Here is a 22,372-nt window from a genome sequence, read left to right as displayed (position 1 = left end):
TTACGCGTCACCGCCGGCGCGCTTGAGCATGGCGCGGACCGCGGCTTCGGACACGCCGAGGGCATCGCCGATCTGCTGGTTGGTGCAGCCGTACTGCCGGGCGAGCTGCATGTAGTGCACGCGGTGCAGCCGGTTCGTTTCCTGGCGCTGGCGCAGGACGTCGAGGATCTCCAGGGCCCGGTCCCGAAGCTCGCTGTTCGTGGTGGTGGTGTCGAGGTCGGTCACGCCGCACCTGCCGCAGTGCGGGTGGCGTCGGCCTGCTCGGCCTTCGCGAGGGCCATGCGCACACCGGATTCGGACAGGCCCAGGGCGGCGCCGACTTCGGTGCGGGTGGCTCCGGCTTCGAGGGCGGCGCGCATGACGTGGATGCGGTTGCGGCGGATGGTCTGCTCTTGGCGGCGCTGTGCGGCGACGGCGTCGAGGGCGCGGGTCTTGTGGTCGATCATCGGGACCCCCTTCATCGGTGAAGTGTGTTGCGGCGCGCAGTCTCTGCTGCGCAATGTCTTGCGGAAGTTGTACGCGAGTGGGGTGCATGCATGCACGCGCCCGACCTGCATGCCACAGGTCGGGCGCGCAGCAGTGCGGGATCAGGTCGTGCTGGTCGATCGCATCGATCGATATCGCCTGGTCATGCGGCCGTGCTCCGATCGGTCTTGTCGCGTTCGCGGCGGGCCTTGTTGTCGTCGGACTTCCACTTCGAGCACGACGTACAGCGGCACCCGAACTTGCCGTAGGTGTGGCCGGTGCCGTGGGTCAGGTCCGGGTCCGGGTGGAAGGCGCGGCCGTCGACGAGGATCCGCTGCAGCAGGTACCGGGCCCTGGTCGCCGACGACGACTTCTTCCGGCGCGTCTCCTGATCCCACCGGCGGTACTCGGCGAGGTACTTCTGCAGCCGTGGCCGGTCGTAGCAGACTTCGCACAGTCCGTCGGCGCCGGACAGCACCCATCCGGAGTAGCCGAAGATGCGGGGTCCGATCATGCCGCCGCATCCGCGGCACGGCACCGGGTCCGGCGGGATGAGCGAGGCGGGGTTCGCTTTGCGCTGGGCGCGTTTGCGGTCCCGCAGGCATGCCCGGCACTCGCGGGCTGTGCCACCGTTGGATCGGCGGGTGATGCGGATGTTGTCGCCTTCGAGCTTGTGCAGGCCGGCGCGGCAGTAGTCCCGCGGCCGCGATGCCGCGCGCGGGCGGGGCCTGCTTCGCTGCGGCCGGGTCGCGCCGTCAGCGGGCGTGGGGGCGTCGAGCCGGGCGAGGATCGCTCGGGTGGATTCGGACAACTCCACAGGTCGCTGCACAGGCTGGGGAGTGAATCCCATGGCGCGCAGGCATGCCCGGCAGTCCCCGCAGTCACAGCTGCTCACTGGTCACCGTCCAACTCGATCCGGGCAGGGAAGCCATGCAGCGTGAGCGGCCGACCGTCGGCAAGTTCCTGCCGCCACTGGTAAACCCACTCGCCGAAGGAGTCGCCGGCGTCGCAGTCGCGCACGAGGTTCCCGGCGGCGCGGTCGGCGGCGGCCGGGTCGATGCGCTGCAGCACCGCGAGCAGGTAGATCGCGCTGTAGCCGTCGACGTTCATCCCGCAGTCGCGCCACAGCAGTTCGGTGTCGAGTCTCCTGCCGAGGTCCTTGTCGAGCTTGCTGACCTCGTCGACGAGAGATTTGCTGCTGTCGCGGATCTCGCTGTGACTGAGGGCGGCGTCGAGCCGCTGAGCGAGGGTGGAGGTCGCGGGGGTGGATTCGTCGCCGGCCCACTTCGGCCACGGCCAGCCGGTATCCGAAGTGTCGGTGAGGAGGCGCATGTAGGTTTCCCGGACCAGCTTGGCCTGTTCCGGTGTGGGCTTGGTGAGGGCGGCCCAGTCGATGGGCAGTTCCTCGAGCTCGGCGGCAGCCTTGCGCATGTCGATCCAGCTGTCGTTGCAGACGGTCAGGCCGGTGTGGATGTGAGTGAGATTGAGTCCGCCGCGCAGAGCCGGAGTTCCGTCGTCGTGGACCGAGGCGATGGGTGTGAGCGCGAAGTTCGGCGTGACCTGTTCACCAGTGACAGTGAACTTGCCGTGCCGGATAGTGCGGATCGTGACGGGGATGAGCGTCATCGGGTCTCCCTCAGGTATGCCTCGGCGAGGTGCGTGGAGCAGTAGCCACGACCGGCGTGGACCAACGTGCCGGGATGCTCGGCGATCGTGGTGCCTTTCGGACGGAACGGTGTGTGGCACCGCCGGCACCGGCCCGGTGCCTTTTGGTAGCGGCGCGGCCCGCCGGTGATTCGGCGTCGCTCGCGCAGGATCTCCGCGTCGAGCAGATCGGAGAAGTCAGCCACGGTTGGCCTCCTCCATCTGCCGGTGCTCCTCGCAGGCCGCCGCCCACCGGCTGCCCTCCGCGTCGTCCTCCTCGATGTGCCAACCCTCAGCCGACGCCCGGTGCCGATCGCGCTTCTTCGGGAAGAACTCCTCGAATGCCTGCGCAGCCGACCCGCAGAACCGTTTCGTCATCACGCCGTCGATCTCCCCGTTCGGACCGACCAACAGCCAGTGATCCTTACGTCGACGCGCCTTCTGCTCACGCGCGTACTGCTCCTGGTGCTTTCGGACGGCCGCGTACTTGGCGTCGACCCGGGCCTTGTACTCGGCGAGAGTCATCTCGTGGGTCATCGGGTTCTCCAGATGTGGTCGATGGTCGGATCGGTTCGGTAGTCCTCGGGCTCGTCACCCGGCCCCGGCGGGAACACGTGGCCGGCGTCCCACAGCTGCACGCACACCGACTGGAATCTCGGCGCGCAGCTCGTCGGGGCAGTCCGGCCGGTTGATACGGGGGAACAGTTCGCGGTGCCGAGCCAGCAACGCTCCGATGCCGGCCATCACCACACCCCCATAGCCCGGTCGATCGCGGCCTCGTGCAGACGATCGGCCAGCGCTCCCCCGTCGAACTCCCGGTCCAGGTCGTCGTCCAGGTCGTCGAGCTCGTCGTCGACATCGAGGTCGGTGTACGTTGTGTCGGTCATGCTGCACTCCCCTCTCTGAGGCGGCGCTGGTTCTTCCGTCGGGTCTGCTGGTAGCAGGACATGCACTTGCCGGCGGCGCCGCGCTGCACGGTGTGCGGGTAGTCCGCGAGCCTCGTGTGGTGCGGACGCATCTCCTTGCCGCACACCGCACACCCGTCGTCGACGATCGCTACGTCCTTCCGGTGCGGCCGCCCCAGCGCGACACTGTGATGCGGGGCCTCGGCCCGGTCCCGAGCCAACAGCTGCCACAGCCTCGGGTCACGCTGAAGCGGCGGCTTCGCCGGGATCGACGCAGCGAACTGGTCCAGCGCCTCCGACCACGACATGTCCGACACAGGCGCGGTCATCGTCCGCTCCGGATCCGCCGCGCCACGTAGTACGTGGTGGTCTCCTCACCGCCGGAGCCGTGGGTGATCAGCAGCCACTCGGTGTCGTCACGCCACGCCCGGTGGAATGCCCGCTCGTCGACGGGCTCCCACGGACCGAACCCCGGGGCCGGGGCCGGCACCACCGCCGGGGTGGGTCGTGTCCGGCTGACCGGATCCCACGCCTCGCACGGGTCACGCATCGGATCGATCGGTTCCGGGGCGCTCATGACGTGCTCACCACCAGGGCCCACAGGATCAGGCCGAGCACGAGCGAGAACGGCAGCCCGATCAGCAGCAGGGCGTACCAGTCGCCGTCGTCGGTGCACTGCGGTTCGTCTGCGGACTCCTCCGCGAGACGCACCAACTCGGCGGTGGTCGGCAGGTGGTCGAGCTCGACCGTCGTCTCCAGGTGTTCGGCCTGGTCGGCCGGGGTGAGGGTGTCGTCGAAGATCAGCGCGGCCGGTACGCGGCGGCGGGTCTCCTCGAAAATGGGCAGCTTCATGGAAGGGTCCTTGTCTGGACGGAGGAATGAAGGTGGGGATTCGGTGGCGGCGCGGCAACCCCACACACGCCGCCACCGAAGTCAGAGAGCGATCCGGATCTCGTGTCCGAACGCGACCTGGGTGTAGCCGTTGGCGAGTTGAATGAGCCACATGTGCCCGCAGGTCGGGTGGGTGGCGATCGGTTCCATACCGACGATCACGCAGCACGCGAACGTCGGCTCACTGTCGTTCACGACGCTGCCTGCGCAGGCCCGGCCGCGGCCGCCGAGCCGAGGGTCCTGATGAGGTCGCCCAGCACCGTGGGCCGGCCGTCGGCGTCGGTCGTCGGAGCGCCGAGCATCTTGTGCCCGTCGACCTCCTTGAACAGGACGAGCAGACCGTCACGGTCACCCGAAAGCCCCAGCGCGCGGGCGCGGTACTCGGTAGCGGTCGGAACCTGCACACCGTCCGACAACCACTCGTCGATCTGCCGAGCGAGATCCTCGCCCGGGAGGGGAATCACCGCGTTGGTCAGCGTGTGGATGCGGGACTTGGTGATGTGCAGGGTGTTCTGCACGTCCAGCTCACCGATCACGTCGAACTCGTACTCCACGCCGTCACGCTGATCGGGCTTCAATCCGATCTTCCGGGGCTCCTTCTTGCCCTTCTCGTTCTCGACGACCACGTACTCGGTCTTCGACCGCATGGTGACGATCACGTGCCCGGGGTACGCCAGCAGCGCGTCGATCATCTTGCGCTCGTCCGGGCGGGCTTCCTTCCATCCGGAGAACGAGTTGCCGCCGCGGGCGCGTCGGTCGACCTGTTCGAGCATGCCTTCGGCGCCCATCCAGTAGTGCGACAGCGAGTCCACCACCACGACGCCGTAGCCTCCGCCGGCCGCGAGGCCGAGCAGTTCGACGAGCGAGAGCGGGCTGAACCGGTCGGGCTTGACGGTGTCGAACGCCCAGCCGTTGAGCCCCACGTACTTCGAGGCCGAGCCGCGTTCGGTGTCGATCACCGCCACCCGATCCGATAGTGCGGTCGCCAGGGCCAGCGCGGTGTACGTCTTGCCGGACCCGGACGGACCACACAGCGCGATGCGGGCCTTGGATGCTTCCTTCGTCGCCGGAGCGAACTGCAGCGCGCTCATCGCGGCTCACCCGCTTCGAGCTCGAGCAGCTGCGACGAGGCCAGCACACGGCGGGCCACGATCGTCGCATCGGCGTTCGGCCGCACCGACAGCACCGGGAGCTTCGCGCGCAACTCCACACCGGGCGGAACCTCACCGTCGGTGACGGCGTCGCGCACGGCCTGGGACCGCGCCCACTCCGGGATCCCCGTCTCCGTCGCGGGCAGCAGCAGGTACGGCGCGTACCGGGAGAGGATCTCGACCACCTCGGCGATGCGGCTCGGGTCCACCAGCGGCAGCCCATCCCCGGCGGGGCCCAGGTCGGGGCGGCGCTGTTCGATCCACTCGTCGAGCTCTCGGATGTTCACGATGACCGGTTCGGGGTCCGGGTCGGAGAGGGAGACGGTGCCAATCTTGGCGCCTCCGAGTCGTGGTGCCTTCTTGTCGCCGGGCTCGAGTTCGTCGGCGGCGGCGGCGCGGGTCTCGTCGACGGCCGCGCGGAGTTCCTTCATCACCGCGGCCTGGACGAGCAGCCGCGTCATGACGTCGTACTCGGTCATGGTGTTGTCACCGGCCTTTCGATCGGAGTTGTCGCCCACAGCACCCATGGACGCTTCAAGCTCGTCGAGATCGATACGCACGACCCGCGGCCCCAGTCGGTATTCCGTGAGGGTTCCGTCGGAAACTCGGCGGTGGATGGTGCACGGATGGACAGCAAGAAGGTCGGCTGCCTCCTGAATCGTCGCCAGGCGACGCCCGTTCATTGCGGTGTTCACATCACTCACCCCACTTCGTCTTTCGTCGTCCGTTGGTGTTGTTGCCGGCCTTGACCACCGCGGGCGGGCCGAGCTTCTTGCGCTGATCGCGGCCCTTCGCCTTCCGCGCGTGGGTCGGCCAGTGCCCGTTGTTCTTGCTCACCTCTGCATCTCCTGCGGGTTGTCGAGGGCTGCCCACGCGGCGAGGAACCGGTCGGCGGCGATCCGCACCCGACCGGCGCGGTCGGTGGTGTCGAGCTCCTCGAACGACTCGAGCTTGACCAGCACGGTGTAGAACTCGAATCCCTTGCCTGTGACGGTGTTCTCGGCGTTCGGGTGGTGGCCGTCGACGTGGGCGGAGATGCGGACGGTGCCGTCTGCGTGGACGGTGACGTCGAACCGCACCATGCCCTCCGTCGCGTCGAGAACCGGCGCGGCGGCGGTGTCGAGTCCGATCGGCGCGCTCATGCTGCGGCCTCGGTGGCGGCCGGGACGGTGACGCCGGCGGCGACCAGTTGGGCGAGCAGGGTTTCCGCGTCGGCGGGTGTGAGGTGCACGCTCGCGTACGCACCGAGATGGACGGCGTAGACGCCGAGCTCGGCGACGCAGTCGGTGACCGCGATACGCCCGACATCGACACTGCTGTTGACGTACGAGCTGCTGGGGCGTGTGGTCATCGGGTGCTCCTGAGGTTGCGGGTGTGGGGGCGGCGTCGGCGCGGCGGCGGGGTGCGGATGAACTCGTCGACGTCGCTGCGGTGGATTCGCCACACCCCGTCCTTGCCGCTGGGCTGGTAGCCGCGCAGCTGCTTGGTGTCCTTGAGGTGGTGCAGCACGGTGTTCGGGTGCATGCCCAGGTAGGCGGCAGCCTGCTTGACGGTCATCCACGGTGAGGTCATCTCGGTGGTGGTCATCGCGGGTACTCGCATGTCCACGTGCGGACCAGGCCGAGGTCGATCGTGTCGACGAGGGTGTACGGCGACGACGTCGGCAGCCGGCGGACGGTGCGCACGACGGTCTCGCCGCGGCGCGTGACGCGGATGACGTACAGGTGTCCGCGGTCGTGGGTGTAGGCGAGGATGCAGCGGCCGCGGTCGGCGCTGCCGGCGTAGTGGTCGACGACGGGCCGGGCCTCGGCGGTGGAGGGGAGCATCGCGGCGGCGACGACGGCGAGCAGTGCGGCCCGGGCGATGCGACGGGTGCGGCGGAAACGCGGGACGTGCATGGTCAGGACTCGCTTTCCGGGTAGGTGACGTCGGTGATACCGATGTCGGTGACGGGGAAGGCGTCGGCGACGACGCCGTCGATGATGTCGTCGAGATCGCTGCCGGCTTCGAGGAATTCGCAGGCGGCGGCGGGGGTGTCGTCGTCACCGTCGAGCCAGGTGCGGTACTCGGTGTCGTCGATGTCGACCGGGGCGATGCGCTCGCGGGTCTCGGTGACCGTGACGAGTACGCGGCGGGTGCGCCGGTCGGTAGGGTCTGTGGTGGTCACTGCTTCTCCAGATCGGTGGTGGCTTGCCCGTCGCGAGGTCCAGTCGCGGCGGGCACTTGTCGTTTCCGGTGCCGGATGGGGTCAGGCAGCCGGGTGGGGGTGGTCGTCGGGGGCGACTTCGAAGAGGTCTTGGAAGGCGTCAGTGCCGAATTCGGCGAGCAGGCCGGCGATGAACTTGGGGCCGGGCGCGGACTTGCCGGTGAGGACGCGGTGGACGGTGGCGGGGTCGACACCGATGCGGGCGGCGAGCTCGCTGTCGGTGGCGATGCCGGACCAGCGCCGGATTTTCGCGAGGCCCTCGGCCTTCAGGGTGAGGGTCGCGTTCATCGCTCCCTCCCTTCGTCTGTGTGGTCTTACCTGCGTGATTGCGGGCATGTCCGGAACTGTACGCACGCAATGGCGTGCATGCAATCAGGGAAGGTCACGATTTCATAACGCACATAGCAGGGTGCCTGTTTGTCCGGTTCGACCTGCGAAAACACACCGGCAGGATTCGTAGCTGCGTTCGATTGCGCGCACGCAACCCGACTGTCGACCGTCTAGCCATTGCGTAGACGCCTATAGAGTGCTGCCCATGTCCGAGAGCTGGTGGGAGTACGTCAACCGGGTGAGCAAACGCGCCTCCCAGGTGGAGATCGCCAAGGCCGCGCGCGTCGACCCGGCCACCGTCTCCCGCTGGAAGCTCGGCAAGACCATCCCCTCCGCCGACAGCGTCATCGCCGTCGCGCGCCACTTCCGCCGCAACCCCGTCGAAGCCCTCATCGCCGCCGGCTACCTCGACAAGACGGAGGCCGGCACCCCCATCGAGCTCCGCCAGAGCGCCGCCGAGATCAGCAACGACCAGCTGATCGAGCTGGTCACCACCCGACTACGCGCCGCCCCCGACCCCAAGAATGTCGACAAGGTCCGGGCCTTGAAACCTGCGAATCAAGGTAATGATCTTGATCATCCGCCCATCACCGGTCTGCCTGCCGCGGCACGCACGCTCCCCACCGAGCACCAGAACCCGCGCCCCGCCGACGGAGACCACAACCAGGATGCGTAGCTCCGCGCTGCCTGCCGTCTGCGGCACCGTCCTCGCCCTGGCGCTCGCCACCGGATGCGGCTCCGAGATCACCGGCCGCGCCTACCCCGTCGGCACCGCCCCCGACGCCCCGGCAACCTCGCCCGCCCGCGGCGGCATGACCGCGCGCGGCAACCACCAGGCCATCGTCGGCCAACGCTATGAGACGCTGTGCACCGGATCGCGCTGCGCCCTCGCCTTCACCGTCACCGACATCGAGACGAACCCCGGCTGCGAGATCCTGCCGTTCGGCTCCGGCGACGGCGACTCGGTACTCGTGCACCTCGAAATCGAAACCACCGCCGACTTCGACCGGTCCTCGCTGACGCTGCCGTTCACCGGTGACGAGTGGCAGGCCGTCACCCGCGACGGCGTCACCGACACCGACGTGCAGGGCATCAGCCTCGACTGCGGCGACGACCCGCCGAACGAGCTGTCCCCGTCCTCGCGCTACCGGTCCGTCGTCGGGCTCGTCGTCCAGGACGCCGGCGGTGTCCTCATCTTCCGGCCCGACACCGTCAACGCCGACCTCGCCGCCGACGGTGGCTGGGAGTTCTCCTACTGACCTCGAGGGGGTGATGCGTGTGGACGCATTGGGATGGGATCGACGACAGGGCCCGCGCAGCTGACGCTGCCCTGCACTTCGGCGGCCGCCACTACACACACCTGCGGCCGCACATCGAACACCTGATTCGAACGCACCGACTCGGCGAGGCACTCGACCTCCTCGAGACGGTGATCGCCGGACTCGTCTCCTCGTCCGGGCTGTCGGGCGCCTCGATGCCGACGTGGCACATGTCCACCGCGACCTGGCTGTGCCGCCGCCGCCGCGAATGGGCGCGTGAGGTCGCGCTCTACGAGGCGTGGGAGGCGGCCGAGCACGGGCCGCGCCGGTTCATGTGGGCGCCGCGGCACGCCGAAGCGCGGCGACACGCCGAAGGACAGTGTGATGGATAATCTTTCCCTCTGTTCGAATATGTGTTCGAATGCCCGCTATGACCAAATACCACCCCTGGCGACGCCTGCGATCCTTGCCACACATCAAGGTCACCTGCCGCCACGAACTCCCACCCGGCACAGCAGGACTCACCCGCGGGAACCACATCTGGCTCCACCGCGGACTCGACCAAAAAGGCCGGCGCTCCACCCTCGCCCACGAACTCGAACACCTCGACCGTGGCATCCACCCCGGCCAGGAAGAACACCCCTGGTTCGGCCCCCGCGAAGAACGCACCGTCGAACAACTCGCGGCCCGCCGCCTGATCACCCTCGACGCCCTCATCGCCGCCATGCGCTGGACCACCGACCTGTGGGAGCTGTCCGAAGAACTCTGGGTCGACATGCCCATGGTCCAAGCCCGCCTGCGCGGCCTCACCCCCGACGAACGCACACGACTGAACAAGGCACTCGAGAACTAGGACCCCACCCGATGGCATGGACCAGGCAACTGCCCTCCGGCCGCTACCAAGGCATGTACCGCGACGCCGCCGGCCGCATCCGCTCCGCCGGCACGTTCGATCGCAAGAAGGACGCGATGAACGCCGCGGCCACCAAGGAGCAGTCCGAACAACTGTCCCCCACCTCCGCCGAAGCCGCCCGACTCACCTGGGGCGACTGGGAACCACGCTGGCTCACCGCCCGCCGCGTCGCCCCCGGCACCCTCGCCCGCGACCAACTCCGCCTCGCCAAGCACGTCCGACCCCGATGGGAGAACACCCGACTCCGCGACATCACCGCCCACCAGATCCAGACCTGGCTCCGCGAACTCGAGGACACCGGCCTGTCCCCCTCGACCGTGACCAAGTGCTTCCACCTGCTGTCCTCGTCACTGCGCGCCGCCGTGCACGCCCGACTGCTCACCACCTCCCCCGCCACCGGAGTGAAGCTGCCGAAACAGGGCCAACACCTCGACCGGTTCCTCACCGACGCCGAGCTCGCCGAGCTGCTCTACGAGCTCGACCCGCCCGACGTCCTCGTCGTCGAACTGCTCGTCGGCACGGGCCTACGCCTCGGCGAAGCCCTCGGACTGCACTGGGAATCGGTCGACCTGCTCGCCCGCACCGTCCGCGTCGCCCGCTCCTGGGACTCGGTCGGCCGGACCATGAAGCCACCCAAGTCGTGGCAGCAACGCACCGTCCCCATCTCCCAGCGGCTGGCGAAGATGCTGCAGGACGAGCTCACCGCGCGCGGGCCCGGCACCCCCGCCGACGTGCCCTACGACCCGAAGGTCACCGCCCGCACCGGGCTCGTGCTCCGCGGCCGCCGCGGCAACAACCCCCTCGACGGCGCCAAGCTCCGCGCCCGGTGGGAACGAGCCTTCACCCACGCCAACGCCCGGCTCGCCGCCGACGGCCGGGAAGAGATCACCGCCGCCCGACTGCATGATCTTCGCCACACCTACGCGTCGCGGCTCGTCCAGGCCGGCGTCCCGATCCTCGCAGTCAAAGACCTGCTCGGCCACCAGTCGGTGCTCACCACCCAGCGGTACTCGCACCTGGCGAACTCACAGTGGGATGCCGTACGTGCGGTGCTCGGCGACGGCCCGGCGCGTGCAGCACGACGTGCAGCACAGTGACTGTCACAGGCTGTGACAGCCGCTCACAGCGCCCCTCCCACACCCGGGGTCGGTCGGCTGGTCAGGTGCCCGATCGGGGCAGCCGCTCACACACTGTGACAGCGGCCGATCGCCCTTTTAATCCGCAGGTCCCAGGTTCGAGCCCTGGTGGGGGCACTGTGACTTCGAACCCTGGTGGGGGCACTGGACACTGCCGGCCGGAGTGCGCCCGCAGTGTTCGACACACCTCGTCGTCGCCTGCTAGTCCGGCGCGCCGGCCACCCTGCCCGGACGGTCGCTTCGCAGCTCCGACTCCTGCTGGGCCCGCTCCCGCTCGAGGTCGCGACCGCGTTTGCGGTACATGAAGCTCAGAGCGGCGAACACGAGGAACATGACCGCTCCGAGGACGGCGCCGACGAGCGTCGCGCCCCGGAATCCTGGGGCGTCGACGTCGAGGATCCGCTCCCCCGCGTGCGCCGCGTTCCCGCTGCCCAGCACGATGCTCGAGGTCATCAGGTTGGGAATCGCCACGATGACGGCGGCGACGACGAACACCACCTGCAGGACGCGATGCCGCCGCCACGTCCTGATCCGCCACACCGCAGCGAAGAGGGCCAACGGCACGAAGGTGCACACGAATCCGAACAGCAGTCCCCAGGCCGTTCCACGAGCGAAACCGGCGTCGGCCAGCCCGGCGACACGCTGCGCCCACCATCGGGGGACGAACGCCGCCAGCGCGAAGTACGCGGCCACCAGCGTGAGCACGGCAGCGACGCTCCACAGGGCCTTCTTCGCCCACGGGGGAAGCCCCGACCGCTGCGCCGTCTCGTTGCCCGCCATCACGTAGTTCCCCTTCCGGGTCCGGGTGTGCCGTCTCTTCAGACTACGGATCCGCACACCCGACACGGCGTCCGAATCGCCGGTTCTGCGCTGCTGCCGCACCCGAAGTGTGGTTAGGGTGGCATCGCTCACGAAACCGATCCGGCGATCGATGGGAGTGGCGTGCGCAGCTTCGTGGACCTCGGCCTGTTCCTGTCTGCCGTCGCCCTGGGAATCGGCTCGTTCCTGCCGGTGGTGGCCGGGGCCCGGCCGACCGAGATCCCGTTGACCGACCTGCGCGACGGGATTGCGGCCGGCGACGTCTCCGCCCTCGGCGCAGCCGACCTTCCGGTCCATCAGGCACTCGCGGCACCGCTCGTCCTCGCCGCCGTCCTGCTGCTCCTGGCCGCCCTGTTCGATTCGGCGGTCGCAGGCTGGGCCGGGGTGGTCGTCGGTCTCGTCGCGACCGGCGCCTTCGCGGTGCGGGTCCACCAGCGGTTCGACGACTACGTGCGCGCGAACCACGCGACGGCGCTGACGAACCAGACGGGGTTCGTGCTGATTCTCAGCGGGTTGGGGGTCGCGTTGCTGTGCGCGGTGATCGCGGGACGGCGGACGTCCGCGTAGCCGCAACGCCGACGCGGAACGCCGACCGGGGTGGCGACGGCGGCTACCCTCGGTGCCCATGCCCTCACTCGACGAACTCCTCTCGCAGATCCCGGTCGACCAGATCGCTCGTCGACTGGGCGTGGACGAGCAGACGGCGGCCACCGCGGTGCGGGCCGCCCTGCCCACGCTCGTCGGCGGCCTCGAGGCGAATACCCGGAATCCGGACGGCGCCACGTCCCTGCTGTCCGCGCTCGACCAGCACCGCGGCTCACCCCTGCTCGACGGCGGAGTGAACGTGAGCGACGTGGACACCGAGGACGGCGACCGGATCGTGTCGAACGTGTTCGGCGACAACAAGGACCAGGTCGTGCAGACGCTGGGCCACGCCGACGGCGCGGGCGGCAGCGACCTCGTCGCGCGACTGCTGCCCATTCTCGCTCCGATCGTGCTGACGTACCTGGCCCGCCAGGCCGGCGGGAAATCCGGCGAGCCGGGTGGCCTGAGCGATCTGCTCGGCGGGCTCCTGCGCAGTGCGTCGGGCGGCGCGGGCAGCGGGGGCGCCTCCGGCGGCCTCGGCGGAGTTCTCGGCAGCGTTCTGGGGGGCAACGGCGGCGGCCTGGGCGATCTGCTCGGCGGACTCCTCGGTGGCGGCAAGCGCTGAGGTTTCGGAGAGGACACGGGCTCACTCCCGCGCGTCGCGCCGAGGCACCCGTGTCCACCCGGTAGGATGGCCGGATCACCGCATGTGAAGGATCCCATCGGCGGTCGGGCCGGGGTCGGCCGAATTTGGAGCACGTCACAGACATGGCGGCGCCCAACCTACGGTGCCGTAGCCTGTAATTCGTTCGTGATACGCACAGTTATGGAGAGGTAAACGGAATGACGCGAGTTCTGACTCAGCTGGAGCTTCTGCGCGAGCTGGAGCCCGTCGCCGAGGCGAACGTCAACCGCCACCTTTCGATGGCCAAGGACTGGCACCCCCACGACTACGTGCCCTGGGACGAGGGACGCAACTTCGCCGCGATGGGCGGCGTGGACTGGGAGCCCGAGCAGTCGAAGCTCGACGAGGTCGCCAAGGCCGCGATGATCACCAATCTGCTCACCGAGGACAACCTGCCGTCCTACCACCGCGAGATCGCCGAGAGCTTCTCCCGCGACGGCGCGTGGGGAACGTGGGTGGGCCGCTGGACCGCCGAGGAGAACCGCCACGGCATCGTGATGCGCGACTACCTCGTCGTCACCCGCGGCGTCGACCCCGTCGCTCTCGAGAATGCCCGCATGGAGCACATGACCAACGGGTTCGCCTCGCCCAACGAGGTGGGGATGCTGCACTCGGTGTCGTACGTCACCTTCCAGGAGCTGGCCACCCGCGTCTCGCACCGCAACACCGGCCGGGCGTGTCACGACTCGATCGCCGACAAGATGCTCCAGCGCATCGCCGCCGACGAGAACCTGCACATGATCTTCTACCGCAACATCTGTGAAGCGGCTCTCGACGTGGCCCCGGATCAGACTCTCGCGGCGATCACCGATGTGCTGACGAACTTCCAGATGCCCGGCGCCGGCATGCCCAACTTCCGCCGCAACGGCGTGCTGATGGCCAAGCACGGCATCTACGACCTGCGTCAGCACCTCGACGAGGTGGTCATGCCGGTGCTCCGCAAGTGGCGCATCTTCGAGCGTGAAGACTTCGGTGCCGAGGGCGCCCGCGTCCTCGACGAACTCGGCACCTTCCTCGAGGATCTCGAGAAGCAGGCGGTGAAGTTCGAGGAGATGCGCGATCGGTCCCTCGCCCGCGACGCCGCCCGCCGCGAACGCAACGAAGCCGCATCCTGATCCTCGCCGGTGCGTGATTCGGGGGCGGCGTCCCCGAACAGCTATCCTGTGCCCGGTGCCGGATTCGGTGCCGGGCACAGTTGTACGCACTTCTTCTTCACGCCGTCTTCGAGGTTCTTCATGTCACCCCTTCGCATCGGCTCGCTCGAGTTGAACAGCCCGGTCGTGCTCGCGCCGATGGCGGGAATCACCAACGTCGCCTTCCGCACCCTGTGCCGCGAGCTCGAACTCGAGCGTTCGGGAAGCACGTCGGGGCTGTACGTGTGCGAAATGGTCACCGCCCGGGCACTCGTCGAACGTCACCCCGTCACGATGCACATGACGACATTCGGCCCCACCGAGACGCCCCGGTCGCTGCAGCTGTACACCGTCGACCCGGACGTCACCTACCAGGCCGCGAAGATGATCGTCGACGAGAACCTCGCCGACCACATCGACATGAACTTCGGCTGCCCCGTGCCGAAGGTCACCCGCAAGGGGGGCGGCTCGGCCCTGCCGTACAAGCGACGCCTGTTCGGCAACATCGTCGCGGCCGCCGTCCGCGCCACCGAGGGCACCGACATCCCGGTGACCGTGAAGTTCCGCATCGGTATCGACGCCGATCACCACACCCACCTCGACGCGGGCCGGATCGCAGCGGCCGAGGGCGCCGCCGCCGTCGCGCTCCATGCCCGCACCGCCGCCCAGCGGTACTCGGGTGAGGCGGACTGGAACGAGATCGCCCGGCTCAAGGAGCACGTCACCGACGTACCGGTCCTGGGCAACGGCGACATCTTCGCCGCCGAGGACGCGCAGAAGATGATGGAGCAGACCGGTTGCGACGGCGTCGTCGTCGGACGCGGATGCCTCGGCCGGCCCTGGCTGTTCGCCGAACTCAGCGCCGCCCTGAACGGCACGCCCATGCCCACCCCGCCGAATCTGGGCGAAGTGGCGGGCATCATGCGCCGGCACGCCGAACTGCTCGCCGACCACCACGGCGAGGACCGCGGCATGCGCGAGATCCGCAAGCACATCGCCTGGTATCTGCGCGGCTTCCCGGCCGGATCCGACGTGCGCAACGCCCTGGCGCGCGTGTCCGGCCTCGCCGAACTCGACGAGTTGCTCGGCCGCCTCGACCCGACGGTGCCCTTCCCCAAGGACGCGGAGGGCCCTCGGGGCCGCCAGGGCTCCCCCGGTACCGTCGCCCTGCCGGACGGCTGGCTCGACGACCCCGAGGACTGCATGGTGCCGGCAGGCGCCGACGTCATGCACTCGGGCGGCTGACGTCGGCTCAGCCGTTCGGACCGGACGAACCGGACCGCACCGGCCTGTCGCTCGGCGGACACCTCGATCCGGATCGAGGCCGCCAGTATCATGACGGGATCGCCGTGGTGGCGGGTGCGTACGAAAGCGGAACATCCGCGGAGAGGCGAGGGAATCGGTGGGTGAGGAGCACGATTCGGGCCTGCCCGACAGTCGCGCTCCGTGGGAACGTCCTATCGCCGACTCCGGGTATCGCAGCTCACACACCGGCCGGACACGCCGACGCCCGACGGATCTGCCCGGTGACGCCGGACCGCCGCCGCCGGTGCGCGGTGCCGAAACCGGCCGTCCCCGCCGCTCGGCCACTCCGGGCGAGAACCCCGACCAGGTCACCGTCGCGGCGCTGATGAACAAGGTGGGGCGCGACAGCACCCCCGTCCGCCGTCCCGAACCCGAACCGGCCGCGCCGAACCCGCAGCCCGTCCGGCCGCCGCGGACACCGCCCGCCGACGACGACCCCACCGAGAAGATCCCGCCCGTGGGCGCCGCGCCGCCGGACAGCCCGCCGCCCACACCCCCGCGCGACGACCGCGCCGACGAGCAGAACGACGAGCCCGAGCAACCGGTCGCGCTGCCCCGAGCGGTCGGGGACAACGGTCCGAGCAGGCTGGCTCTGAGCAAACGGCGCAAACGCCGGCGCCTCGCGACGGCGGGCCGCACCGTCCTGGCCCTGCTGTCCGTACTGACCCTCGTCGGCAGCGGCCTGGTGTGGGGCTACGTGCGTTCCACCGAGGCAGGATTCGCCCAGATCGCGGCGCTGGACACCGAATCCACCGACATCGTCGACCCCGGCGGCCAGACCGGCGACGAGACCTATCTGATCATCGGCACCGACACCCGTGCCGGGGCGAGCGGTGCGGTCGGCGCCGGGACCGAGGCCGAGGCCGAGGGCGCGCGCGCAGACACCGTCATCCTGGTCAACATCCCCGCCGACCGCAGTCGCGTCGTCGCCGTCTCCTTTCCGCGCGACCTCGACGTGACGCGGCCCGTGTGCCGGGGCTGGGACAGCACCACCGGCGAGTACACGTCGGAGACGTTCCCCGCCGCCGAAGGCGACAAGCTCAATGCCACCTACGCGCTGGGCGGACCGAAGTGCCTGGTGAAGGTGATCCAGAAGCTGTCCGGCCTGAAGATCGGGCACTTCGTCGGAATGGATTTCGCCGGCTTCGAGAGCATGGTGAACGAGGTCGGTGGCGTCGAGGTGTGCACCCCTACCCCCCTGGTCGACGGGGAACTCGGCACCGTCATCGAGACCGCGGGCACCCACACCCTCAGCGGCCGGCAGGCGCTGGACTACGTGCGGGCGCGGAAGGTCGAGTCGGAAGGAAACGGCGACTACGGACGCATCACCCGGCAGCAGAAGTTCCTGTCGTCGCTGTTGCGCTCGGCGATGTCGAACAGGGTCCTGTTCGACCCCGGCAAACTGAACGGGTTCATCAACGCGTTCACCCGAGCGACGTTCGTCGAGAACGTCGACACCGAGTCGCTCGTCCGGCTCGGGCGCTCGCTGCAACGGGTCGAAGCCGGAGCCGTCACCTTCCTCACCGTGCCCACGGCGGGAACCAACGAGTGGGGCAACGAGATTCCGCGTCTCGACGACATCAAGGCGATCTTCCACGCGATCATCGACGACGAACCGCTGCCCGGGGAGAAGCGGGAGGCCCCGGAACCCGATTCGTCCGCGCCGCCGCCGGTGTCCGTTCTGCCCGACCGGACCGCGGTGGATCCGTCGACGGTGTCGGTGCAGGTGTCCAACGCTTCCGGCGCGTCCGGCCTCGCGGCCCGGACCGCGGAAGAACTCGGCGCCTACGGTTTCCCGATCTACAGCGTCGGCAACTACTCCGGCACGAGCAAGGAGACCGTCGTCCGCTTCTCGCCCGGGCAGGAAGCCGAGGCGCTGACACTGGCGTCCGCGGTGCCGGGGGCGGTGCTGCAGGAATCCGCGGACCTCGGCGGCATCGTGGAACTCGTCCTCGGCACCGGATTCGCCGGCAGCATCACCGCGCCGACCGAGGCGGGGTCGGTCCTGCCGACGGTGCCCATCCAGGCTGCCGAGGAGAACGAACTGCCGGTCGACCTGTCGATCACCAACGCGGGCGACGATTCCTGCGCTTGAGCGGGTCGTCGCGCCCGGCCATTCACCCTGCGTTCACCCGCTGCTCGTGACCCGGCTGTGTGTGCGCCGTAGTCTGTGTCATTATGCGCGTCGTATACCACGAACAGATGACCGAGCTCGCCGATCTCCTCGGAGAGATGGCGGGCCTTGCGGGCCTTGCGATGGAGCGGGCCACCCAGGCACTGCTCCAGGCGGATCTCGCGCTCGCCGAGACCGTGATCGGTGAGCACGACAAGATCACGGACCTGAGCACGCAGTGCGAGGAGAAGGCATTCTCGCTGCTCGCCCTTCAGGCGCCGGTCGCCGGCGACCTGCGTTCCGTGGTCAGCGGCATCCAGATCGTCGCCGACATCGACCGGATGGGTGCGCTGGCCCTGCACGTCGCCAAGGCGACGCGGCGCCGGCACCCCAATCACGTTCTGCCCGAAGAGGTCAACGGCTACTTCGCCGAGATGGGCCGGATCGCGGTCTCCCTCGGCGCAGCGACCAGGGAGATCCTCGAGACGCGCGATCCCGAGCGGGCGGCCCGGCTGCACCAGGAGGACGAGGCGATGGACGATCTCCATCGTCACCTGTTCACGGTGCTGATGGACCGCGAATGGAAGCACGGCGTGGCCGCGGCGGTGGACGTGACGCTGCTGGGACGGTTCTACGAGCGGTTCGCCGACCACGCCGTCGAGGTGGGTCGTCGCGTGATCTTCCTGGTCACCGGCAAGCTGCCCACCGACGAGGACTTCCGGGCGATGCGTGAACGCGTCGACAAGCTGACGGTGTATCCGCAGGACCAGTAACCCGACGCGGAAAGGCCCCGCCCGGATTTTCCGGGCGGGGCCTTTCCGCGTCCGCGGTGCCGAAGTCGCAGCCGGCTCAGCCGAAGCGACCGGAGATGTAGTCCTCGGTGGCCTTCTGGGTGGGGTTGGAGAAGATCTTCTCGGTGTCGTCGATCTCGACGAGCCGGCCCGGCCTGCCGGTGGCCTCGAGGTTGAAGAACGCGGTCTGATCACTCACGCGCGCCGCCTGCTGCATGTTGTGCGTGACGATCACGATGGTGTAGTCCTGCTTCAGCTCGGCGATCAGATCCTCGATGGCGAGCGTCGAGATCGGGTCGAGAGCGGAGCACGGCTCGTCCATCAGCAACACCTCCGGCTGCACCGCAATGGCGCGGGCGATGCACAGGCGCTGCTGCTGACCACCGGACAGGCCGCCACCGGGCTTGTCGAGACGGTCCTTGACCTCGTTCCACAGGTTCGCGCCGCGCAGCGACCGCTCGGCGATCTCGTCGAGCTTGTTCTTGTCGCGCACGCCCTGCAGCTTGAGGCCGGCGACGACGTTGTCGCGGATCGACATGGTGGGGAACGGGTTGGGGCGCTGGAACACCATGCCGATCGTCTTTCGGACGCCGACCGGATCGACGGACGAGTCGTAGATGTCCTCGCCGTCGAGCAGCACGGAGCCCTCGACGCGGGCACCGGGGGTCACCTCGTGCATTCGGTTGAGCGAGCGCAGCACGGTGGACTTGCCGCAGCCCGACGGTCCGATGAACGCGGTGACGTTCCGCGGCGGCACGGCCAGCGTCACGTCGGCGACGGCGTGGAACTTGCCGTAGAAGATGTTGACGTCCTTGAGGTCCAGACGCTTGGCCATTACCGGCTCCCTACTGGTGTATCGAAATCGGGGGATGTGTGCACGAGGAGGCCTACTTGGTCCGCACCTGGGAGTAGTGGCCGATCACCTTGGCGACGATGTTGAGGACCGCGATGACGAGGATGAGCGTGAGGGCAGCGCCCCAGATCCGCATCGTGCCCGCGTCGGTCGGGTTGTTCATCTCCGCCACCATGACGCCCGGCAGGCTGCCCATCTCGCCGCCGAACAGGTTGAAGTTGATGAACGGCGCGTAGCCCACGAGGATCAGCAGCGGCGCGGTCTCGCCCATGACGCGCGCCAGGGCCAGCATGACGCCGGTGATGATGCCCGGCAGCGCGGTCGGGATCACGATGCGCGCGATGGTCTTCCACTTGGGCACGCCGAGGGCGTAGGAGGCCTCGCGCAGGTCCTGCGGCACGATCCGCAGCATTTCCTCGGTGCTGCGCACGACCACGGGAACCATGAGCAGGACCAGCGCCAGGGACACCGCGAAGGCGGACTTCGGGAATCCGAACGTGGCGATCCACAGGGCGTAGATGAACAGTGCGGCAACGATGGAGGGGACGCCGCTGAGGATGTCCACCATGAACGTGGTGATCCTGCCCAGTCGCGTGCCGGCGCCGTACTCCACGAGGTAGATCGCCACGAAGATGCCGATCGGGATGGAGATCACCGCGCACACCAGGCCCTGCAGCAGGGTTCCGACGAGGGCGTGGTAGATGCCACCGCCCATCGCGGACGCGGACAGCCCGCTCAGGGAGTTCGTGAACCAGGTGGCGCTGGTCAGGGCGGGAATGCCCTTGGCGATCACGGTGATCAGGACCCATGCCAGCGGCACGAGAGCGACCAGCACCGACACCGTGACCAGCACGGTGGCGGCGAGATTCGTTGCGCGCCGACGGGTGCCGACGCCCCGGAAGGTGGGGCCCTTGACCGGCGTCTCGAGGAGTGTGGTCGTCATGGCTTCAGTCCTTCTTTCCTGCGACGACCGCACGCGCCGCGGCGTTGACCACGAAGGTCAGCACGAAGAGCACCAGGCCCGCGGCGATGTAGGCACCGGCCTGGATGTCGTTGTTGAACTCGGCGTATCCCAGCGCGATCTTCGAGGCGATGGTGGCGCCGCCGTCGAACAGCGACCACGAGAACGGCTGCGACGTGGTCCGCAGGATCAGGTACAGCGCCATGGTCTCGCCGAGGGCGCGGCCGAGGCCGAGCATCGACCCGCTGATGTAACCCGACTTGCCGAACGGGATGACCGTGGTCCTGACGACCTCCCAGCGGGTGGCGCCGAGGGCGAGCGCTGCCTCGATGTGGGGAGTCGGCGTCTGCACGAACACCTCCCGGCTCACCGCGGCGATGGTGGGCAGGATCATCACGGCGAGCACGATGCCCGCAGTGAAGATCGTGCCGCCGCCGAGGATCGAACCCGAACCGGAGGCGAACAGCGGGAACCAGCCGAGGCTTTCGTTGAGCCACGTCGCCAGCGGGCGGATCGCCGGGGCCAGGACGAGCAGGCCCCACAGGCCGTAGACGATGGACGGCACGGCGGCGAGCAGATCGATGACGTACGCCAGGGGCTTCTTCAGGCGCGCGGGGCAGTACGAGGTGAGGAAGATCGCGATGCCGAGGGCGACCGGCATCGCGAGGACCAGCGCGAAGAACGACACCAGGACGGTCACCTGGAACAGGTCGAGCACACCGAACGACATCTCGGCGATGTCCTGGGTGACCCACTCGCGGCTGGTGAGGAAGTTGACGGTGTTGCGCTGGAGCGCCGGCACCGCGCGCCAGACGAGGAACACGCCGATGGCCGCGATGATCACCGAGATGAGGACGGCGGACCCGGAGGCCAGCGAACTGAAGATCCGGTCGCCCGGTCTGGTCAGCGGTTTGCTGTCGCCGCGCGCTGGGGTGGTAATCGTGGCCTCCGGGATGTTGCCGTGCGGACCGCCCGCCCCGGACCCGGCGTCGTCGCCGGACCCGGAAGTGCGAGGTGCGGATTTGGTGGGCGCGTCACTCATCTGCGCTCGCAATCTCTCTCTGCTCGTGATCGACGGTACGGTCCGCGGCGCTCATCGGCTAGGCGATGGCGTTGATCGACTCGGTGAGCTTCGCCTTGAAGGACTCGGGCAGCGGCACGTAACCCTGCTCGGCGAGACCCTCCTGGCCCTCGTTGGCGGCGCTGACGAGGAACGACTTCACGGCCGCGGAGGTGTCGGCGTCGTAGCCGGCCGAGCACACGATCTCGTAGGTGGCGAGCATGATCGGGTAGGCCCCCTCCTGCGTCGTCCCGAAGATCGAGCTCAGGTCGAGCGTCAGGTCGCCCTCCCCGGTGGGCGCGAAGGTCGCGGCCTCGATGGCCTTGCCGGCGGACTCGTCGGTCAGCTCCACCGCGCCGGACCCGTTGTCGATCTGCGCGATGCTCAGGCTGTTCTGGTCGGCGAAGGACTTCTCGACGTAGGTGATCGAGCCGGGCGCGCTGGCGACGGCCTGGGCGACACCGGCGGACCCCTTGGCGCCTTCACCGATGCCGCCGGTGAAGTCGGAGCCGGCGCCGGAGGTCCAGGCACCGTTCGAGGCGGCCTCGAGGTACTTCTGGAAGTTGTCGGTGGTGCCCGACGAGTCGGAGCGCACGATCGCGGTGATGGCCGAATCCGGAAGGCTCACACCCTCGTTGAGAGCCGCGATGGCCGGATCGTTCCACTGCTTGATGGTGCCGTTGAAGATCTTGGCGACGGTCTCGCCGTTCAGCACGAGGTTGTCGACGCCGTCGACGTTGTACGCGATGGCGACCGGACCGAAGACCAGCGGCAGGTTCCACGCGGGGTTGCCGGCGCACCGCTCGGCGGCCTGGGCGGCCTGCTCGTCCTTGATGGCGGAGTCGGAGCCGGCGAAGTCGATCTGGTTCGCGATGAACTGGGTGCGTCCGTCACCGGAACCCGACGGGTTGTAGGCGACGTTGACGTTCTTGCCCTTCTCCTGGCAGACCGCGATGTAGGTGGACACGAACTGGTCCATCGCGTTCTTCTGCGCGGACGACCCGGCGGCGGACAGCGTCTCCTTGCCCTCACACGTCGCAGCCGAGGCGGACGCGTCCACGTCCGTCGAGGCGGCATTGTTGTCACTGCCGCATGCGGCCAGGGTGAGGGCACCTGCAGCCACCACACCGAGCAGGGCGCCATTGCGCTTGAGGTTCACTCGTTCTC

Annotated in this window: 36 protein-coding genes and 1 pseudogene; 11 read left to right on the top strand and 26 right to left on the bottom strand. The window is 68.8% G+C overall.

The genetic code is table 11. The annotated features are described in order from the left end of the window. The 21 genes and pseudogenes from LZP97_RS25680 to LZP97_RS25580 all read right to left on the bottom strand — a co-directional run bounded on the left by LZP97_RS25680 (nucleotide 1) and on the right by LZP97_RS25580 (nucleotide 7,550). Nucleotides 1-225 carry a sigma-70 family RNA polymerase sigma factor gene (locus LZP97_RS25680; RefSeq protein ID WP_048772514.1) on the bottom strand — a complete coding sequence of 75 codons (225 nt, stop codon included), beginning with the start codon at nucleotides 223-225 and terminating at the stop codon, nucleotides 1-3. After that, nucleotides 222-461, bottom strand: coding sequence for a hypothetical protein (locus LZP97_RS25675; RefSeq protein WP_152693014.1), 240 nt, complete (start codon nucleotides 459-461; stop codon nucleotides 222-224). Before LZP97_RS25675 ends, LZP97_RS25680 begins: the two co-directional genes overlap by 4 nt. A gap of 167 nt (nucleotides 462-628) precedes the next feature. Beyond that, nucleotides 629-1,282 carry a hypothetical protein gene (locus tag LZP97_RS25670; protein WP_048772521.1) on the bottom strand — a complete coding sequence of 218 codons (654 nt, stop codon included), beginning with the start codon at nucleotides 1,280-1,282 and terminating at the stop codon, nucleotides 629-631. A 74-nt stretch (nucleotides 1,283-1,356) separates the two neighbouring features. Continuing rightward, nucleotides 1,357-2,091: a hypothetical protein gene (locus tag LZP97_RS25665; RefSeq protein ID WP_048772524.1), complete on the bottom strand. Its 735-nt coding sequence runs from the start codon at nucleotides 2,089-2,091 to the stop codon at nucleotides 1,357-1,359. Continuing rightward, entirely contained in the window at nucleotides 2,088-2,315 is a 228-nt protein-coding gene (locus LZP97_RS25660) for a hypothetical protein (protein WP_048772526.1), read from the bottom strand. Before LZP97_RS25660 ends, LZP97_RS25665 begins: the two co-directional genes overlap by 4 nt. After that, complete coding sequence (locus tag LZP97_RS25655; protein WP_048772529.1) at nucleotides 2,308-2,646, bottom strand: hypothetical protein; 339 nt, start codon at nucleotides 2,644-2,646, stop codon at nucleotides 2,308-2,310. Before LZP97_RS25655 ends, LZP97_RS25660 begins: the two co-directional genes overlap by 8 nt. 206 nt (nucleotides 2,647-2,852) lie before the next feature. Continuing rightward, nucleotides 2,853-2,996, bottom strand: a complete 144-nt coding sequence (locus LZP97_RS25650; RefSeq protein ID WP_161800546.1) for a hypothetical protein — start codon at nucleotides 2,994-2,996, stop codon at nucleotides 2,853-2,855. Continuing rightward, nucleotides 2,993-3,343: a hypothetical protein gene (locus LZP97_RS25645; protein WP_152693015.1), complete on the bottom strand. Its 351-nt coding sequence runs from the start codon at nucleotides 3,341-3,343 to the stop codon at nucleotides 2,993-2,995. The genes LZP97_RS25650 and LZP97_RS25645 overlap by 4 nt, the downstream gene beginning before the upstream one ends. Beyond that, nucleotides 3,340-3,591, bottom strand: coding sequence for a hypothetical protein (locus LZP97_RS25640; RefSeq protein WP_048772535.1), 252 nt, complete (start codon nucleotides 3,589-3,591; stop codon nucleotides 3,340-3,342). The genes LZP97_RS25645 and LZP97_RS25640 overlap by 4 nt, the downstream gene beginning before the upstream one ends. Next, nucleotides 3,588-3,866 carry a hypothetical protein gene (locus LZP97_RS25635; RefSeq protein ID WP_048772538.1) on the bottom strand — a complete coding sequence of 93 codons (279 nt, stop codon included), beginning with the start codon at nucleotides 3,864-3,866 and terminating at the stop codon, nucleotides 3,588-3,590. The genes LZP97_RS25640 and LZP97_RS25635 overlap by 4 nt, the downstream gene beginning before the upstream one ends. Nucleotides 3,867-3,947: 81 nt before the next feature. Beyond that, a complete protein-coding gene (locus LZP97_RS25630; protein ID WP_161800547.1) occupies nucleotides 3,948-4,100 on the bottom strand; it encodes a hypothetical protein in 153 nt (50 codons plus the stop codon). Beyond that, nucleotides 4,097-4,996: an ATP-binding protein gene (locus LZP97_RS25625; protein ID WP_048772540.1), complete on the bottom strand. Its 900-nt coding sequence runs from the start codon at nucleotides 4,994-4,996 to the stop codon at nucleotides 4,097-4,099. The genes LZP97_RS25630 and LZP97_RS25625 overlap by 4 nt, the downstream gene beginning before the upstream one ends. Further along, nucleotides 4,993-5,535, bottom strand: a complete 543-nt coding sequence (locus tag LZP97_RS25620; RefSeq protein ID WP_234575105.1) for a hypothetical protein — start codon at nucleotides 5,533-5,535, stop codon at nucleotides 4,993-4,995. The genes LZP97_RS25625 and LZP97_RS25620 overlap by 4 nt, the downstream gene beginning before the upstream one ends. A gap of 63 nt (nucleotides 5,536-5,598) precedes the next feature. Beyond that, a pseudogene (locus tag LZP97_RS25615) lies at nucleotides 5,599-5,739 on the bottom strand (excisionase family DNA-binding protein); the annotation flags it as partial. 13 nt (nucleotides 5,740-5,752) lie between these two features. Further along, on the bottom strand, nucleotides 5,753-5,893 hold the full coding sequence (locus tag LZP97_RS25610) for a hypothetical protein (protein ID WP_161800548.1): 141 nt from the start codon (nucleotides 5,891-5,893) through the stop codon (nucleotides 5,753-5,755). Next, nucleotides 5,890-6,198, bottom strand: coding sequence for a hypothetical protein (locus LZP97_RS25605; protein ID WP_048772544.1), 309 nt, complete (start codon nucleotides 6,196-6,198; stop codon nucleotides 5,890-5,892). Before LZP97_RS25605 ends, LZP97_RS25610 begins: the two co-directional genes overlap by 4 nt. Continuing rightward, nucleotides 6,195-6,407: a hypothetical protein gene (locus LZP97_RS25600; protein WP_048772546.1), complete on the bottom strand. Its 213-nt coding sequence runs from the start codon at nucleotides 6,405-6,407 to the stop codon at nucleotides 6,195-6,197. Before LZP97_RS25600 ends, LZP97_RS25605 begins: the two co-directional genes overlap by 4 nt. After that, entirely contained in the window at nucleotides 6,404-6,643 is a 240-nt protein-coding gene (locus tag LZP97_RS25595; protein WP_234574929.1) for a helix-turn-helix domain-containing protein, read from the bottom strand. Before LZP97_RS25595 ends, LZP97_RS25600 begins: the two co-directional genes overlap by 4 nt. Next, a complete protein-coding gene (locus LZP97_RS25590; RefSeq protein WP_048772549.1) occupies nucleotides 6,640-6,954 on the bottom strand; it encodes a hypothetical protein in 315 nt (104 codons plus the stop codon). The genes LZP97_RS25595 and LZP97_RS25590 overlap by 4 nt, the downstream gene beginning before the upstream one ends. A gap of 2 nt (nucleotides 6,955-6,956) precedes the next feature. After that, a complete protein-coding gene (locus LZP97_RS25585) occupies nucleotides 6,957-7,223 on the bottom strand; it encodes a hypothetical protein (RefSeq protein WP_048772552.1) in 267 nt (88 codons plus the stop codon). A gap of 81 nt (nucleotides 7,224-7,304) precedes the next feature. Beyond that, entirely contained in the window at nucleotides 7,305-7,550 is a 246-nt protein-coding gene (locus LZP97_RS25580; RefSeq protein WP_048772554.1) for a helix-turn-helix domain-containing protein, read from the bottom strand. A gap of 247 nt (nucleotides 7,551-7,797) precedes the next feature. Here LZP97_RS25580 and LZP97_RS25575 point away from each other — a divergent pair, with 247 nt between their 5' ends. From LZP97_RS25575 to LZP97_RS25555, 5 genes are read left to right on the top strand one after another with little or no spacing between them, the layout of a single operon-like run. Next, nucleotides 7,798-8,268, top strand: coding sequence for a helix-turn-helix domain-containing protein (locus LZP97_RS25575; RefSeq protein ID WP_152693016.1), 471 nt, complete (start codon nucleotides 7,798-7,800; stop codon nucleotides 8,266-8,268). After that, the gene (locus tag LZP97_RS25570) at nucleotides 8,261-8,851 is read left to right on the top strand and encodes a hypothetical protein (RefSeq protein WP_048772560.1); all 591 of its coding nucleotides are present in this window, start codon (nucleotides 8,261-8,263) and stop codon (nucleotides 8,849-8,851) included. The genes LZP97_RS25575 and LZP97_RS25570 overlap by 8 nt, the downstream gene beginning before the upstream one ends. Nucleotides 8,852-8,868: 17 nt before the next feature. Continuing rightward, entirely contained in the window at nucleotides 8,869-9,243 is a 375-nt protein-coding gene (locus LZP97_RS25565) for a hypothetical protein (RefSeq protein WP_048772563.1), read from the top strand. Nucleotides 9,244-9,281: 38 nt separating this feature from the next. Continuing rightward, nucleotides 9,282-9,704 (top strand): ImmA/IrrE family metallo-endopeptidase, encoded by a 423-nt coding sequence (locus tag LZP97_RS25560; RefSeq protein WP_048772566.1) that lies wholly within the window; start codon nucleotides 9,282-9,284, stop codon nucleotides 9,702-9,704. 11 nt (nucleotides 9,705-9,715) lie between these two features. After that, entirely contained in the window at nucleotides 9,716-10,861 is a 1,146-nt protein-coding gene (locus LZP97_RS25555) for a tyrosine-type recombinase/integrase (RefSeq protein ID WP_082170374.1), read from the top strand. Nucleotides 10,862-11,101: 240 nt separating this feature from the next. On the opposite strand, the gene LZP97_RS25550 is transcribed toward LZP97_RS25555, so the two are convergent. Further along, on the bottom strand, nucleotides 11,102-11,680 hold the full coding sequence (locus tag LZP97_RS25550; RefSeq protein WP_010593884.1) for a hypothetical protein: 579 nt from the start codon (nucleotides 11,678-11,680) through the stop codon (nucleotides 11,102-11,104). A gap of 162 nt (nucleotides 11,681-11,842) precedes the next feature. Here LZP97_RS25550 and LZP97_RS25545 point away from each other — a divergent pair, with 162 nt between their 5' ends. The 6 genes from LZP97_RS25545 (at nucleotide 11,843) to phoU (ending at nucleotide 18,313) form a co-directional block, all read left to right on the top strand. Next, entirely contained in the window at nucleotides 11,843-12,286 is a 444-nt protein-coding gene (locus LZP97_RS25545; protein ID WP_017680905.1) for a hypothetical protein, read from the top strand. A gap of 58 nt (nucleotides 12,287-12,344) precedes the next feature. Continuing rightward, nucleotides 12,345-12,929: a DUF937 domain-containing protein gene (locus LZP97_RS25540; RefSeq protein WP_017680906.1), complete on the top strand. Its 585-nt coding sequence runs from the start codon at nucleotides 12,345-12,347 to the stop codon at nucleotides 12,927-12,929. A gap of 218 nt (nucleotides 12,930-13,147) precedes the next feature. Beyond that, on the top strand, nucleotides 13,148-14,104 hold the full coding sequence (locus LZP97_RS25535; RefSeq protein WP_010593881.1) for an acyl-ACP desaturase: 957 nt from the start codon (nucleotides 13,148-13,150) through the stop codon (nucleotides 14,102-14,104). A gap of 120 nt (nucleotides 14,105-14,224) precedes the next feature. Next, complete coding sequence (gene dusB, locus LZP97_RS25530) at nucleotides 14,225-15,367, top strand: tRNA dihydrouridine synthase DusB (protein ID WP_010593880.1); 1,143 nt, start codon at nucleotides 14,225-14,227, stop codon at nucleotides 15,365-15,367. Nucleotides 15,368-15,671: 304 nt separating this feature from the next. Next, the gene (locus tag LZP97_RS25525; protein ID WP_017680907.1) at nucleotides 15,672-17,522 is read left to right on the top strand and encodes an LCP family protein; all 1,851 of its coding nucleotides are present in this window, start codon (nucleotides 15,672-15,674) and stop codon (nucleotides 17,520-17,522) included. An 83-nt stretch (nucleotides 17,523-17,605) separates the two neighbouring features. Beyond that, on the top strand, nucleotides 17,606-18,313 hold the full coding sequence (phoU, locus tag LZP97_RS25520) for a phosphate signaling complex protein PhoU (protein ID WP_010593878.1): 708 nt from the start codon (nucleotides 17,606-17,608) through the stop codon (nucleotides 18,311-18,313). Between the two features lie 76 nt (nucleotides 18,314-18,389). Here the strand turns inward: phoU and pstB are convergent, their stop codons facing one another. From pstB to pstS, 4 genes are read right to left on the bottom strand one after another with little or no spacing between them, the layout of a single operon-like run. Continuing rightward, nucleotides 18,390-19,166, bottom strand: coding sequence for a phosphate ABC transporter ATP-binding protein PstB (gene pstB, locus LZP97_RS25515; protein ID WP_003936505.1), 777 nt, complete (start codon nucleotides 19,164-19,166; stop codon nucleotides 18,390-18,392). A 52-nt stretch (nucleotides 19,167-19,218) separates the two neighbouring features. Further along, nucleotides 19,219-20,127 carry a phosphate ABC transporter permease PstA gene (gene pstA, locus LZP97_RS25510; protein ID WP_010593877.1) on the bottom strand — a complete coding sequence of 303 codons (909 nt, stop codon included), beginning with the start codon at nucleotides 20,125-20,127 and terminating at the stop codon, nucleotides 19,219-19,221. 4 nt (nucleotides 20,128-20,131) lie between these two features. Continuing rightward, entirely contained in the window at nucleotides 20,132-21,187 is a 1,056-nt protein-coding gene (gene pstC, locus LZP97_RS25505) for a phosphate ABC transporter permease subunit PstC (protein WP_010593876.1), read from the bottom strand. 58 nt (nucleotides 21,188-21,245) lie between these two features. After that, nucleotides 21,246-22,364 carry a phosphate ABC transporter substrate-binding protein PstS gene (pstS, locus tag LZP97_RS25500; RefSeq protein ID WP_010593875.1) on the bottom strand — a complete coding sequence of 373 codons (1,119 nt, stop codon included), beginning with the start codon at nucleotides 22,362-22,364 and terminating at the stop codon, nucleotides 21,246-21,248. Nucleotides 22,365-22,372: the final 8 nt, after the last annotated feature.

The organism is Rhodococcus sp. DMF-1, from assembly GCF_021441945.1.
Lineage (GTDB): Bacteria > Actinomycetota > Actinomycetes > Mycobacteriales > Mycobacteriaceae > Rhodococcus > Rhodococcus ruber.
The sequence above is the reverse complement of the archived record's forward strand: the minus strand, read 5'-3'. Positions and strand labels throughout refer to the sequence as shown.